This window comes from Hyphomonadaceae bacterium BL14, assembly GCA_027627705.1.
In the GTDB taxonomy this organism is placed as follows: domain Bacteria; phylum Pseudomonadota; class Alphaproteobacteria; order Caulobacterales; family Maricaulaceae; genus Oceanicaulis.
In genome coordinates, this window is sequence record CP091242.1 from 1,137,930 (window position 1) to 1,151,249 (window position 13,320).

General features: G+C 66.3%; 13 protein-coding genes. 4 read left to right on the top strand and 9 right to left on the bottom strand.

Translation table 11 applies throughout. From position 1 onward, the window contains the following. The first annotated feature begins 88 nt into the window (after positions 1 to 88). The 3 genes from L2D00_05415 to L2D00_05425 all read left to right on the top strand — a co-directional run bounded on the left by L2D00_05415 (position 89) and on the right by L2D00_05425 (position 1,656). Positions 89 to 535 carry a DUF3598 domain-containing protein gene (locus tag L2D00_05415; protein WBQ14124.1) on the top strand — a complete coding sequence of 149 codons (447 nt, stop codon included), beginning with the start codon at positions 89 to 91 and terminating at the stop codon, positions 533 to 535. A gap of 120 nt (positions 536 to 655) precedes the next feature. Continuing rightward, positions 656 to 1,351 carry a pirin family protein gene (locus L2D00_05420; protein WBQ14125.1) on the top strand — a complete coding sequence of 232 codons (696 nt, stop codon included), beginning with the start codon at positions 656 to 658 and terminating at the stop codon, positions 1,349 to 1,351. 86 nt (positions 1,352 to 1,437) lie between these two features. Beyond that, positions 1,438 to 1,656, top strand: coding sequence for a hypothetical protein (locus L2D00_05425; GenBank protein ID WBQ14126.1), 219 nt, complete (start codon positions 1,438 to 1,440; stop codon positions 1,654 to 1,656). Here L2D00_05425 and queA read toward each other — a convergent pair. The 7 genes from queA to gyrA form a co-directional block, all read right to left on the bottom strand. Further along, positions 1,653 to 2,729, bottom strand: coding sequence for a tRNA preQ1(34) S-adenosylmethionine ribosyltransferase-isomerase QueA (queA, locus tag L2D00_05430; protein WBQ14127.1), 1,077 nt, complete (start codon positions 2,727 to 2,729; stop codon positions 1,653 to 1,655). The two genes, L2D00_05425 and queA, sit on opposite strands and share 4 nt — an antisense overlap. Before the next feature lie 245 nt (positions 2,730 to 2,974). Next, positions 2,975 to 3,424: a peptidylprolyl isomerase gene (locus tag L2D00_05435; GenBank protein WBQ14128.1), complete on the bottom strand. Its 450-nt coding sequence runs from the start codon at positions 3,422 to 3,424 to the stop codon at positions 2,975 to 2,977. A 96-nt stretch (positions 3,425 to 3,520) separates the two neighbouring features. Beyond that, complete coding sequence (locus tag L2D00_05440; GenBank protein ID WBQ14129.1) at positions 3,521 to 4,405, bottom strand: hypothetical protein; 885 nt, start codon at positions 4,403 to 4,405, stop codon at positions 3,521 to 3,523. A 73-nt stretch (positions 4,406 to 4,478) separates the two neighbouring features. Further along, on the bottom strand, positions 4,479 to 5,519 hold the full coding sequence (locus L2D00_05445) for a peptidylprolyl isomerase (GenBank protein WBQ14130.1): 1,041 nt from the start codon (positions 5,517 to 5,519) through the stop codon (positions 4,479 to 4,481). Beyond that, positions 5,516 to 6,010: a pantetheine-phosphate adenylyltransferase gene (coaD, locus tag L2D00_05450; GenBank protein ID WBQ14131.1), complete on the bottom strand. Its 495-nt coding sequence runs from the start codon at positions 6,008 to 6,010 to the stop codon at positions 5,516 to 5,518. Before coaD ends, L2D00_05445 begins: the two co-directional genes overlap by 4 nt. A gap of 9 nt (positions 6,011 to 6,019) precedes the next feature. Beyond that, the gene (locus L2D00_05455; protein ID WBQ14132.1) at positions 6,020 to 6,637 is read right to left on the bottom strand and encodes a LysE family translocator; all 618 of its coding nucleotides are present in this window, start codon (positions 6,635 to 6,637) and stop codon (positions 6,020 to 6,022) included. 9 nt (positions 6,638 to 6,646) lie between these two features. After that, entirely contained in the window at positions 6,647 to 9,436 is a 2,790-nt protein-coding gene (gene gyrA, locus L2D00_05460; protein ID WBQ14133.1) for a DNA gyrase subunit A, read from the bottom strand. 245 nt (positions 9,437 to 9,681) lie between these two features. Between gyrA and L2D00_05465 the strand changes: the two genes are divergently transcribed. Continuing rightward, on the top strand, positions 9,682 to 10,905 hold the full coding sequence (locus L2D00_05465; GenBank protein ID WBQ14134.1) for a dipeptidase: 1,224 nt from the start codon (positions 9,682 to 9,684) through the stop codon (positions 10,903 to 10,905). Between the two features lie 214 nt (positions 10,906 to 11,119). On the opposite strand, the gene L2D00_05470 is transcribed toward L2D00_05465, so the two are convergent. Beyond that, positions 11,120 to 12,652 carry a DegQ family serine endoprotease gene (locus tag L2D00_05470; protein ID WBQ14135.1) on the bottom strand — a complete coding sequence of 511 codons (1,533 nt, stop codon included), beginning with the start codon at positions 12,650 to 12,652 and terminating at the stop codon, positions 11,120 to 11,122. A gap of 203 nt (positions 12,653 to 12,855) precedes the next feature. Beyond that, on the bottom strand, positions 12,856 to 13,272 hold the full coding sequence (rplQ, locus tag L2D00_05475; GenBank protein ID WBQ14136.1) for a 50S ribosomal protein L17: 417 nt from the start codon (positions 13,270 to 13,272) through the stop codon (positions 12,856 to 12,858). Between the last annotated feature and the right edge of the window lie 48 nt (positions 13,273 to 13,320).

Genomic DNA, 13,320 nt, shown 5'->3' on the forward strand with positions numbered 1-13,320 from the left:
CTCACATCGCCTTATGATTTGTCCGGACTAATGGCGTCAACTCAGGCGGCGCCATTTAAGCCCCAACTCTGACCCGAGGACGCGTGCAATGAAACTGATCAAATGGCGCATGCCGGTGCTGGCCCGACACGCCGGCGAGTGGCGCGGCGTGTATTCCCATGTCGACGCCGACGGCGCGCTGATCGACGCGCATCGCTCCCACCTGATCTGCCAGTTCCCCGACGAGGGTCCGTGGGATTACCATCAGACCAATCGCTACACCTGGGATGACGGGCGCGAGGAAACCCATGTATTTCCGGCCACCTACGCCGAAGGGCGCATCTGGTGGGATACCGAGCGCATTGAGGGCTGCGCCTGGGAGATCGATGCGCGCACGGTGTGCCTGACGTGGAGCCGCAAGGACATGCCGGGCGAATATCTCTACGAGATGATTCAGCTCAGCGCCTGCTCCAACAAGCGCGGTCGCACCTGGCACTGGTTCCGCGAGGACGAGCTGTATCAGCGCACGCTGATCAAGGAAGAGCGGGTGGGCTGAACGCTCTTTCCGCTACGGCAAAAGACTGCATCCGCTTGTCGTCTCAATGGCCCGGGCCTCCACCCCTATCTGTGTCTCAGACAGGCGCGCCCCCGCGCGCCAAGACACATGGAGGCCGTCATGATTGACGTGAGACCGTTTGACAGCCTGGGCAAGGCTGACCATGGCTGGCTGAAAGCCAGCCATCACTTCTCCTTCGGGTCCCATTACGACCCGGCCCGCATGAGCTGGGGCGCATTGCGGGTCTGGAATGACGACGCCATCGCGCCGCGTTCAGGCTTCCCGCCCCACCCCCATGCGGACATGGAGATCATCACCTATGTGCGCGACGGTGCCATCAGCCATGAGGATTCGCTCGGCAATAAAGGCCGCACCGTCGCGGGCGATGTGCAGGTGATGAGCGCCGGGTCGGGCATCCGCCATTCGGAGTTCAATCTGGAAAACGAGCCCACCCGCATCTTCCAGATCTGGATCTTGCCCGACCGCACCGGCGGCGAGCCCTACTGGAATGCGCGCGAGTTTCCCAAGGACACGCGCGACGGCCAGTTCGCGATCCTCGCCTCGGGCCGCAAGGGTGATGACGCCCTGCCCATCCGCGCAGATGCGCGGGTGCTGGGTGCCACGCTGCAGCCCGGCGCACGCGCTGTCTATGAGCTGGAGCCGGGCCGTCACGCCTATCTGGCGCCGGCCAAGGGCCGGGTGCGCGTCAATGGCGTGGACGTGAACCCGCGCGATGGTGCCGCCATCAAGGATGTGGACCGCATCGAGGTGGAAGCCCTTGATGCAGCTGAAGTCGTACTGGTCGACAGCCGGTAAGTCCGCCTTCACTCTGTTGGGTTAAGCATAACGGGCGGCGCAAACATTGCGCCGCCCGTTTTCATTCAAGCTGCAAGGGCCGCCTCATGCCGCGCATCATACTCCTCGCCGCCGTGCTCGCCGCGCCCTGCCTGACATCGGGCTGTATCGCCGTCGCTGCGGCTGATCTCGCCGTAGGCGCTGCGGTGGGCACAGTGCGCGTCGCAGGCGATGTGGCCGAAGGCACGGTCAATCTGGTGACGCCGGGCGGTGATGACGAGGACGAACAAGACAACGAACGCGAGCGCGAACGCCGCCGACCCTAGCCGGTCTCGCCTGCGCGCCAGATCAGGCTGGAATCCCCGTAGGAAAAGAAGCGGTAGCCTTGGGCAATCGCATGGGCGTAAGCCGCCTGCATGACGTCCAGGCCCGCCAGCGCGCTCACCAGCATGAACAGCGTTGATTTGGGCAGGTGGAAATTGGTCATCAGGCCATCTACCAGCCTGAACCGGTAGCCGGGCGTGATAAAGATGTCGGTTTCACGCGATCCTGCGCTGATACGGCCATCCTGATCGGCCGCGCTTTCAAGCGTGCGCAGGGCGGTGGTGCCCACCGCGATAATGCGCGCGCCTTCAGCCTTCGCGGTATTGATGGCGGAGGCGGCCGCCTGGCTCACCTCAAACCATTCGCCATGCATGCGATGCTCGCGCACGTCTTCAGTCTTCACCGGCAGGAACGTGCCCGCACCCACATGCAGCGTGACCTGCGTCCGGCGCACACCGCGCGCATCCAGCGCCGCGAACAGGCGGTCGGTGAAATGCAGCCCCGCGGTAGGCGCGGCCACCGAGCCGGTCTTGTCGCGCGCCGCGTAGAGCGTCTGGTAATCGCTGCGGTCGGCTTCATCGGCGGCGCGCTTTGAGGCGATGTAAGGCGGCAGAGGCGGCGCGCCGGCGGCGTCTATGGCGGCGTCGAGCGCGGCACCCGACCGGTCAAAGCGCAGCGTCACCTCCCCGGCTTCGCCTTTCGCATTCACCTGCGCGCTTAGCCCGCTGTCAAAATCAAGCCTGTCACCAGCCTGCAAGCGCTTGGCGGGGCGCACAAAGGCGCGCCAGACATCCGGCGCGTCACGGTGATGCAGATTGATCTCGATGCTCGCCGGACCACCCCCGCCATGGGCGCGGGCCGGACGGATGCCCGTGAGAGCGGCGGGCAGCACGCGGGTGTCGTTGAACACCATCAGATCGCCCGGCTGCAGGAGCTCCGCCAGATCCAGCACGCCTCGGTCCTCCAGCGCGCCGCCTACGCGCACATGCAGCAGGCGCGCGCTGTCACGCGGCCGCGCCGGACGCAGGGCGATGAGGTCTTCAGGCAGATGAAAATCGAAATCGGAGAGTTTCATGGAGCGCCAGTTTGTGCCCTCCCCAGATTGCAAATCAGGAGAGAAATGATGTCCCGCGCCCCCTCACCTTACCTCTCCCCCATGGCCATGGGGGAGAGGAGGCTTCAGGAGTAGCGCTCTATCTTGTGAGCCTGGCTACTAGCAGTTCCGAACAGGCCTCAGCGTCAATGCCCCCTCTCCCTTCCTCGAGGGGAGAGGATAAAGGTGAGGGGTGCGGTGCCAGCATAACCGCCGAGCAAAGCCCCCTACTGTACCACCGCCTTCACGATTTTGCCCGGCGACCGCGGCGGCTCGCCCTTGGGCAGGGCGTCCACATGTTCCATGCCGGAGGTCACTTCGCCCCAGACCGTGTACTGGCGGTCGAGGAAGCGCGCATCGTCCAGGCAGATGAAGAACTGGCAATCGCCCGAGTTCGGGTCCTGTGTGCGCGCCATGGAGGCCGCGCCGCGCACATGGGGGGCGTCATTGAATTCCGCCGGGATTTTCTCGCCCGTGCCGCCGGTGCCATTGCCACGCGGGCAGCCGCCCTGGGCCATGAAGCCGTCGATTACCCGGTGAAAGGTGAGGCCGTCATAGAACCCCTCCTCCACCAGCGCGGAGATGCGTGCCACATGCTTGGGTGCCAGATCATCGCGCAGGCGGATGACCACATCCCCGCTATCGAGGGTCAGAACCAGAGTGCGTGCGTCAGCCAAGTCAGTCTCCAATGCTCATTCGAGGATGTTTTGCTGGCGGGGAGATAGCCTGCATGGACCGGGGTGTCCATGTTCACAGGTGCGAGGTGCGCCGTGTCAGCACTGTGTGCTCATGCGCACCGCGTGATCGGCCATGGGCGCAAGGCCCAGGCTCGCCCGGCGCGCGTCCACGCCCTCCGGGTCTGCCAGCGGCGAAGAGGTCCAAACACCAGCCCTGCAGCGGCCTTGGGTGCCAAATCGCTTGGGGCGGCCCTGACGCACCGCCACGCGGTCTTCGAGAAAGGCCCCCGGCGCGCCAAACTCCTCCAGCGAGCCCGCACGGGACATGGCCTCCAGAACCGCTTCCTGAAACGCCAGCGGCGCGTGCTGGACCAGCAGCCACCCGGTATCGGACTCGCGATAGATCGCGGTCAGGAACGCCTCGGAGTCCCCGCGCCACAGGTCTTCAAGCAGAGTGAGATTGTCTTCATCCTCATAGCAGGCAGCGGCCAGGCCCATGTCGCGGACAAACTGCCGGGCAAAGGGCGGCGCATTTGCAGAAGCCGCAAACCCGCGCCGCCAGAACTGGTCGCGATGGACCCTGTCCGCAATCAAGCTGCTGCGATCGGCGCTGGAAGCCGAAACCGGCTCGCCGAGCTCCGCCTGCGCGTCGGCGTAGTGGCGCACCCACACCGTATGCGCCTGAGCGTATGTATCGCGATCCGGCGCCTGCCGCGCCAGCGCGGCGCCGGCATGGACGGCGCGCATGCCGCAGCTGATCGCGTCGTCAGGAATGCGCAAGCCGTCCACGCGGTATCGCTCGGGAATGGAGGATGACGCCTCGCGCTCGAGCGCGGTGAGCGCCTCCCAGCCGTCGGCTTCATTGGCCGCGTCAAAGCGCACAGCGCCATAGTCGCGCAGCAACAGGGCGTCGCGCGGCGCAACATTTCGCGCCGCCACAGGGTCCACAAGCATGGCGAGGATCAGCACGAGCCAGATCATACGCCTATCTTAAATTGATCAGGTGCCCGGTCAATTCCCGCGAAAAGGCCGGCAAAGATACAGCGCCGAACGCCTACTCGATCACCCGCACCGGCACATTAATCTCGCAGATGTCCGGCAGGCGGCTATTGCCGTTCGAAGCGGCCAGCGCTTCGAGATAGCGAGCAAAATCAGGTGTGTCGGTGTCGAACACCTGCACTGTGGGGCGTTCGTCCTCGGGCAAATCGCTGGCGATATGGAAGCCCATGATGAAGTCGGGCGAGAAGCCCGGCGTCTCGCCCACAGTCCCGACGCGGATGGCGCGCACCGCGTCCATGCCGGCGCGCACCGTGCCCCAGACCGTATAGGTGGCGTTCAGATGCTCGGCCTGGCCGCGGACGATATAGAACTGGGCGTTGGCCGAATTGGGATCGGCCGTGCGGGCCATGGCGGCGGCACCGTCACAGTGCAAAAGCCAGCTATCTACTTGACCGTCCTCACGAATAAAGGCCTGGGCGGCGGGCAGGGTGCCGGCGGGGAAGCCGCTCCAGAAACCGGCCTGGGCGCGCGAACGGTCCTCGCGCGGATTGATGATGCGCTCCTGCAGCTCGGAGATGTTCAGTTCATCCGGCGCGCGCTGGATGGTGAATTCGGCCTGCAGCGGAGGCAGCGGAGAGGTGATGCCCGGATTGTCCGGCGCGCCGCCGCCCTGGGCCATGAAGCCGTCAATGACGCGGTGGAACACCTTGAAATCAAAGTAGCTTGAGCGCGCGAGCTCGCGAATGCGCGCCACATGGGCGGGCGCAAATTCCGGCGCCAGCTCGACCCAGACCATGCCGGTGCGGGTGCGGATACGCAGGAGGTTTTCCGGGTCCACCGTACGCCAGGCGGCGTCCGGCGCGGCGTCGATGACCGCCTGCGGCGAGCCGGCTTCGGCCACCGACGGACCGTCGGCGTCCGGCTGGACGTCCGTCCCGCCGGTGACATCCGAGCTCTCGCTGGAGCCATCAGCGCCCTGCGTGGTGACGTCAGAGCCTTCCGAGGAGACGTCAGCGCCGTTGTCCGCGCTCTCGGCGCAGGCAGTGGTGGCGAACAGAACGGCGCAGAGCGCCGCGGACGCAAACAAACGGGTCATCGGGCGAATTTCTCCATCAGGCGCTGTTTGACCAGCTCGGGCACGAACGGGTCGATATTACCCCCCAGCCGGGCGATTTCCTTGACCAGGCGCGAGGCGATGGCCTGGTGGCGCGGGTCGGCCATCAGGAACACCGTTTCGATGTCCGCATTGAGGCGCTGGTTCATGCCGACCATCTGGAACTCATACTCGAAATCAGACACCGCGCGCAGCCCGCGAATGATGGCGCTGGCGCCGACTTCCTCGGCGAAATGCATCAGGAGGCCCTGAAACGGGCGCACCTCGATCACCGTGTCGCCGGCCACCGACAGGGCCAGCTCGCGCGCCATCTCGACGCGTTCATCAAGGCCGAAGAGCGGGTTCTTGTCCGAATTGCGCGCCACGCCGATGACCAGCTTGTCATAGAGCTTCACAGCCCGCCCGATAATGTCGAGATGGCCGTTGGTCAGCGGATCAAACGTGCCGGGATAGAGCGCGGTGCGCGATTTCATCAGCTTACCTCACTCAGCGCGGCGCAGGGCCAGCCAGCCCGCCGCAAACAGCATGAGCACGCCAGAGCCGCGCCGGGCAAGCGTCTGGATGTCAAAGCGCGACAGTGCGGTCTTCATCCATCCCGCCAGCAGGGCGTACAGGCTGTCCAGCGTCAGCGCGATCACGAGGTAGATGGCGCCCAGCACAATCAGCTGCGGTCCGGCCGGCTGGCCCGGCTCAACAAAGAGAGGCAGAAACGCCGCGTGGAAGATCAGGGTCTTGGGATTGGCGAGCGCGGTGGCCGCACCGGTGGCGAACAGGCGCCCCGATGAGATCGGCTTGACCTCTCCTGTGTGGGGCGCCGACAGAAGCGCTGACAGACCCAGCCACGCCAGATACGCCACCCCGGCCCATTTTATCAGAAGGAGCGTCCAGCCGAACGCCGCCAGCAAGGCCGCCAGACCGGCCGTCACCAGAGCGATCTGCGCCGCTTGCGCCAGCGTGGACCCGGCAACGACGGTCAAGGCGGCGCCGCGCCCGTGCGCCACGCCCGTCGCCGTAATCACAGCCACATTCGGTCCCGGCATGGCGATCAGCGCCGCGGATGCGATTGCGAACGCCAGCAAGGTCCCTGGTTCGACCAGCATGGTCCGTCCTCAGCCTCCCCCGGGCGCCGGGACGTCTGGCGCATCGCCATCGGCCTCGCCGTCACCCTCGCCCGTCTCGGCGACGCGGACGATGGACACCAGCTTCTCGCCCTCGCCCAGACGGATCAGGCGCACGCCCTTGGTGGCCCGCGCAGCGATGCGCACCGAATCCACCGGGAAGCGGATCAGCTGGCCGCCATCGGTGACGGCCATGACCGTATCGCCCTCGGTGACCGGGAAGCAGCCGGCCAGCGGTTCGGGGAAGCGCTTGTCCTTGGTCCAGACGCCCTGCCCGCCGCGCCCTTGCGTGAAGTATTCGTACGCGATGACGCGCTTGCCCATGCCCGAGGCCGCCACGGTCAGCAGCATCTCCTCATTGGCGTAGAGCTCCATATAGCGCACGTCCGACAGGGTGATGTCCTCGCCCGCATCGTCCACGCCCTCTTCGGCGGCGTCATCCACGATCTCTTCGACGTCCAGAACTTCGTCGCCCTCGGCGCGCATCTCGGCACGGCGGCGCTTGATATAGGCGCGGGTCTCGGCGCGGCTGATCTCGATGCCGTTGAGGATCGCCATGGAGATGAGGCTGTCGCCCTTGCCCATGCGGATGCCGCGCACGCCGGTGGAATTGCGGCTGGCGAACACGCGCACATCGCCCACAGGGAAGCGGATCGCCTTGCCGGACGCGGTAACCAGCAGCACGTCCTGGCCCTCGCGGCACAGCCGCACGTCCAGAATGCGCGAGCCCTCTTCCTCCAGCTTCATGGCGATCTTGCCATTGCGGTTGACTTGCACGAAGTCCGACAGCTTGTTGCGCCGCACCGTGCCTTCAGTGGTGGCGAACATCACGTCGTACTGATCCCAGCTCTCCTCGTCCTCGGGCAGCGCCATCACCGAGGTGATCCACGCGCCCTCATTGAGCGAGGGCAGGAGATTGGTCAGGTATTTGCCCCGGCTGTTGGGCGCGCCCAGCGGCAGGCGCCAGGTCTTGGTCTTGTAGACCATGCCGTCGGAGCTGAAGAACAGCAGCGGCGCATGGGTGGACGCCACGAACAGCGTGGCCACGAAATCCTCGTCCTTCATGGCCATGCCGGCCCGGCCGCGCCCGCCCCGGTTCTGGGCGCGATAGGTGGACAGCGCGGTGCGCTTCACATAGCCGCCATGGGTCAGCGTCACGACCATCTCGTCGCGCGGGATCAGGTCTTCGTCCTCGATCTCCAGATCGCCCTCGGCAAAGACGGTCCGGCGCGGCACGCCAAACGCCTCACGCACCTCGATCAGCTCATCGCGGATGATCTCGCGGATGCGCACCGGGCTTTTGAGGATTTCCAGAAGGTCGGCGATCTGCACGGCCAGCTTTTCAGCCTCCTCGCTGATCTCGTCGCGGCCCAGCGCCGTCAGGCGGTTCAGGCGCAGATCCAGGATCGCCTTGGCCTGCTCTTCGGTCAGACGGATCGTCTCGTCTGCCAGAATGATCGAGCGCGGATCGGCCACCAGCGCCACCAGCGAGGCGACATCAGCCGCCGGCCAGGCGCGGTCGCGCAATTGCTCGCGGGCCGTGGCCGGGTCCGGCGCGGACCGGATCAGGCGGATGATCTCGTCGATATTGGCCACCGCCACGGCGAGACCAATCAGGATGTGGGCCCGGTCGCGGGCCTTGCGCAGCTCGAACTTGGCGCGCCGCGCGGCGACCTCCTTGCGGAACGCAATGAAGGTTTCCAGGAAGGTGCGAAGCCCCGCCTGCTGCGGGCGCCCGCCGATCAGCGCCAGCATGTTCACCCCGAAGCTCGACTGAAGCGGGCTCCAGCGGAACATCTGGTTCAGGATCACGTCGGCATTGGCGTCTTTCTTCAGCTCGACGACCACGCGCATGCCCAGCCGGTCGGACTCGTCACGCAGATCGGAGATGCCCTCAATGCGCTTCTCGCGCACCAGCTCGGCGATCTTCTCGATCATGGTGGCCTTGTTCACCTGATAGGGAATCTCGTGAATGATGATCGCCTCGCGATCCTTGCGCACGGTCTCTATCGAGGTCTTGCCGCGCACCAGAACCGAACCGCGTCCCTCCATCAGGGCCTTGCGTGACCCCGACCGGCCCAGAATCTCGCCGCCCGTGGGGAAATCCGGTCCCGGCACGATGTCGAGCAATTCGGTGTCACTCAGCTGCGCATTCTCGAGCAAAGCCAGCGTGGCGTTGACGATTTCGGTGAGATTGTGCGGCGGGATATTGGTGGCCATCCCCACCGCGATGCCGCCTGCGCCATTGACCAGAAGATTGGGATAGCGCGCCGGAAGGACAATGGGCTCTTTCTCGCTGCCGTCATAGTTCGGGCGGTAATCGACCGTGTCCTTGTCGATATCGGCCAGCAGCGCCTCGGCCGGCTTGTCCATGCGGATTTCGGTATAGCGCATCGCCGCGGGCGGATCGCCGTCCACCGAGCCGAAATTGCCCTGACCATCCAGCAGCACCAGCCCCATGGAAAAATCCTGGGCCATGCGTGCCAGCGCGTCATACACCGCCGAGTCGCCGTGGGGGTGGTATTTACCGATCACGTCACCGACCACGCGGGCCGATTTGCGATAGGCCTTGTCGTTCGTATAGCCCTGCTCGTGCATGGACCACAAAATGCGCCGGTGCACCGGCTTCAGCCCGTCGCGCGCATCGGGAATGGCGCGGCTGACGATGACGCTCATGGCGTAATCGAGATAGCTGCGCTTCATCTCGGCTTCGATAGCGATGGTCAGGCCGGCGGGGCCGGACCCTTCGTGCATCGGATCGTCGGACGGGGTATCGCTCAAGGTGACACTATCCTGGCTGGCGGCGGCGGGCGCGGCCGCGGCTGTCGCGGCTGCTTGGCCTGTCCATAGACGGGCGGCGCCGGCGCGGAATCACGCCGGGCACCTGGATGTCATCTGTGTAGCAAGCCCTGCGCGGCGCAGCAAACCTGTGCGGCGGTTGGGGCGGTCACCCCACGCTGTTTATTGATCCCCCCGCGCGCCGCCGCTAGCCTCGCTCCGTCCCCCGGTCACAAGGAGCCTGCCCCATGATCCGCACCGCCCTCACCGCCCTGGCCAGCACGGCCCTGCTTGCTGCCGGCGCCGCAGCGGACCGTCAGCCGCGCGAAGTCAGCGAAACCGAAGCGCGGGCCTTGCATGAACGCGTGCTGACGCTGGACACCCATATCGACATCCCGCGCGGCTACGCCACCCACGAGATTGATCCGGGCGGCTTTACCCGGTTGCAGAATGACCTGCCCAAGATGCGCGCCGGCGGGCTCGATGCGGCGATCCTCATCGTTTATGCCGGCCAGGGGCCGCTGGACGAAGAGGACTACGCGACCGCGCGTGAGACGGCCGAGGGTACGTATCAGGCAATCATGCGCATGCTGCGCGCCTATCCCGGCCAGATCGCGCTGGCGCGCACCGCCGATGAGGTCGAAGCCATCCACGCCGAGGGGCGCCTGGTGGCCCTGATCGGGATCGAGAACGGCTATCCTCTGGGCCCCTCTCTGGATGATGTGCCGATGTGGGCCGAGCGCGGCGTGCGCTATGTGGGCCTCACCCATTTTGGCCACAACCAGTTTGCCGGCAGCTCCAATCCGCTGGAGCGCCTGGGCGATGCGCAAGAGGATCCCGGCCTCACCGATCTGGGCCGCGCGCTGATCGCGGCGCTGAATGATCACGCCATCCTGGTGGACGTGTCCCATGTGGGCAAAAACTCGATGATGGAGGCGGTCGCGCTGTCGCGCGCCCCGGTGATCGCATCGCATTCGGGCGCCTATGGCGTTTACGCCAATGCGCGCAATCTCGATGACGAACAGCTCGACGCCATCCGCGACAATGGCGGCGTGGCGCAGATGGTGGCGTTCCGCGGCTATGTGGCCGATGTCGATCCGCGCATCGTGGAGGGCATGGCAGAGCTGCGCGCCCGCCACCTGGCCGACGGCTGGGCCGGCGCATCGCGCGAGGACGTGATCGCCTATCAGGACGGTGTGGCAGCGCTGCGCGCCCGCTATGACGATGTCACGCTGGCGCAGTTCGTGGACCATATCGACCATGCCGTCGCACGCATCGGGATCGCCCATGTAGGCATTTCAGCCGACTTTGACGGCGGCGGCGGGGTGCAGGGGTGGGACAATTCATCCGAGACGCTGAACGTCACCCGGGAGCTGATGCGCCGGGGCTATAGCGAGGATGAGATCCGCGCCCTGTGGGGCGGCAATGTCCTGCGCATCCTGCGCGCGGCGGAGGCTGCGGCGGCGGGGTAAGGGGGCGTTCTCGCCTGAAGGAGAGGACCAGCTAACCCCGTGTTTTCCCGGAAGCCGCAAAGCGGCTATCAGGGACCCAGCCACCAATATTGTCCGCGGCCCAGGTGGCTCAGATGGATCGTGATGGGTCCCGGATCGCCCCGGCCCAAGGCCGGGACGTCCGGGAAGGCAAGTTCGACGGGAGCGGTCGCTGTAAGGCGGCCTCCCGCCCCGCCTACAGCCGCACCTCGCGCCGTATCCGTTCACCGCGGCGATCAATCTCCACCGGCCAGCGGGCCGAACCGTCATTCTGGCGCAGGATGCGGGCGAGGGTGGGCAGATCGTCCACCGGCTCGCCCATCAGGGCGATGATGCGGTCACCGGGCTGGAAACCGATGAAGCCGGCATTGGTGCGCGGCGTCACGGCAAACACCAGCACACCGCGGGCGAAGGGATCGATGCCGTTCTCCTCGTTGAAGGCGGGCGAAAGCTGGACCAGCTCGGCGCCGGCGAGCGGGTTGGTCCCCTCAATGGCCAGACGCTGGCCTTCCAGCACACCGGGAGCGGCCTCGGCCGGCACGGTCAGGGTCAGCTCCTCGCCATCGCGCAGCACCGTCAGGCGGGCGTCCTGGCCGATGGTGCGGGTGGCGAAGCGGAAGCGGGCGCCATTCTCGTCATTGACCGGCTGACCATCCACGGCCAGCACCACATCGCCGCGCTGCAGACCGCCGCGCTCGGCCGCGCCGCCGGGCCACAGCTCGGCCACCACCGCGCCCTGCGGACGGTCGAGGCCGAAAGACTGGGCCAGATCACTGGTCACCGCCTGCAGACGCGCGCCCAGCCAGGGGCGCACCACCCGCCCGCCCTCGCGGGCGGCGGCGACCACCGTGCGCACCATCTCCGCAGGGATGGCAAAACCAATGCCCTGGGATCCGCCGCTGCGCGAGAAAATGGCTGTATTCACGCCGATCAGCTCGCCGGACATGTTCACCAGGGCCCCGCCGGAATTGCCAGGGTTCACCGCTGCATCGGTCTGGATGAAGAAGGCGTAGTCGGTGATGCCCACATCGGTGCGCGCCAGCGCCGAGACAATGCCCGAGGTGACCGTCTGGCCGACTCCGAACGGATTGCCGATGGCCAGCACCAGATCACCGACCTCGGCCGTGCCGCTGGCATCCAGGGTCATGACGGGCAGCGGCGCGTCCGCATCGATCTTCAGCACGGCCAGATCCGTGCGCTCGTCGGCCAGCAGCAGCTCGGCGGCGAACTCGCGCCGGTCCGACAACACCACGCGCAAATCCTGCGCGCCGGCCACGACATGGTTATTGGTGACGATGACGCCGGACGCGTCCACGATCACGCCCGAACCCAGCGAATTGACCTCGCGCTGGCGCGTCTGGGGTCCGCCGAAAAAGCGCTCGAAGAACGGATCGCCCGCAAAGGGCGAGCGCTGGGCGATCACCCGGCGCGAATACACATTGACCACAGCCGGCGCAGCTTCGCGCACCACCGGGGCGAACGACAGCTGGATCTGCTCGCGGCTGCCCGGCGCCGCGCGCCGCGGCGCGGCGCTGCGCTCGGGCGCGAAAACGGGCGCGGGCCGCGTGGACGGGTCAGGCTCCTGACCGGTCTCCAGACCGGGCTGTTCAGCCGGCTCCTGAACAGACTGCGGTGCCGGATCCTCAGCGCGCTCCGTGCGGTCTTCGGCACACGCCCCGCCCAGTCCGGTGCCCAGCACCATGATCGCAGATATCAGCAGTCGCAGCATAAGCTCATCCCTCGTCTATCCAATCCCTCGCGCCGCATGCGGCACCGCCCCGATGTAGGCAATAGAAGTGCGCCTGAACAGGGTGTGAAAGATGACAGATCCGGTCAGGGGTCGCGCGCGCCCTGCCCGCTGCGGATGGCGCGAAACGAAAAGGCCGCCCGGGCTGCCCGGACGGCCTTTTCTAACACGGTATCAGAGGCGTCCTAGTTGTCGGACAGGGCCTCTTCGAGGCGGGCGCGGTCAATGGCGCCTTTCGCCTCGGGATCACGGTCGACCAGCTCGATCACGGCCAGCGGGGCGTTGTCCCCGTGGCGGAAGCCAGCTTTCAGCACGCGGGTGTATCCGCCCTGGCGCTCCTGGTAGCGCGGCCCCAGGGTCGCGAACAGCTTGGCCACCTGATCCTTGTTGCGGATCTTGGCAATCGCCTGACGGCGCGCGTGCAGATCGCCGCGCTTGGCCAGGGTGATGAGCTTGTCCATGATGGGCTTCAGCTCTTTGGCCTTGGGCAGCGTGGTGACGATCTGCTCATGCTCGATGAGCGAAGACGCCATATTGGCGAACATGGCGCGGCGGTGGCTCGCGGTCCGGTTCAGTTTGCGATGGGCGACGCCGTGGCGCATGATATTTCTCCTTAAGTCCAGTCAAGGGACGCCTCGCGGCGCTTCTGA

What these genes read in the sequence shown, in the direction of transcription:
- L2D00_05415 (WBQ14124.1), top strand. Translation starts at nt 89, where the DNA reads ATGAAACTGATCAAATGGCGCATGCCGGTGCTGGCCCGACACGCCGGC.
- L2D00_05420 (WBQ14125.1), top strand. Translation starts at nt 656, where the DNA reads ATGATTGACGTGAGACCGTTTGACAGCCTGGGCAAGGCTGACCATGGC.
- L2D00_05425 (WBQ14126.1), top strand. Translation starts at nt 1,438, where the DNA reads ATGCCGCGCATCATACTCCTCGCCGCCGTGCTCGCCGCGCCCTGCCTG.
- queA (WBQ14127.1), bottom strand. Translation starts at nt 2,729, where the DNA reads ATGAAACTCTCCGATTTCGATTTTCATCTGCCTGAAGACCTCATCGCC.
- L2D00_05440 (WBQ14129.1), bottom strand. Translation starts at nt 4,405, where the DNA reads ATGATCTGGCTCGTGCTGATCCTCGCCATGCTTGTGGACCCTGTGGCG.
- L2D00_05445 (WBQ14130.1), bottom strand. Translation starts at nt 5,519, where the DNA reads ATGACCCGTTTGTTTGCGTCCGCGGCGCTCTGCGCCGTTCTGTTCGCC.
- coaD (WBQ14131.1), bottom strand. Translation starts at nt 6,010, where the DNA reads ATGAAATCGCGCACCGCGCTCTATCCCGGCACGTTTGATCCGCTGACC.
- L2D00_05455 (WBQ14132.1), bottom strand. Translation starts at nt 6,637, where the DNA reads ATGCTGGTCGAACCAGGGACCTTGCTGGCGTTCGCAATCGCATCCGCG.
- L2D00_05465 (WBQ14134.1), top strand. Translation starts at nt 9,682, where the DNA reads ATGATCCGCACCGCCCTCACCGCCCTGGCCAGCACGGCCCTGCTTGCT.
- L2D00_05470 (WBQ14135.1), bottom strand. Translation starts at nt 12,652, where the DNA reads ATGCTGCGACTGCTGATATCTGCGATCATGGTGCTGGGCACCGGACTG.
- rplQ (WBQ14136.1), bottom strand. Translation starts at nt 13,272, where the DNA reads ATGCGCCACGGCGTCGCCCATCGCAAACTGAACCGGACCGCGAGCCAC.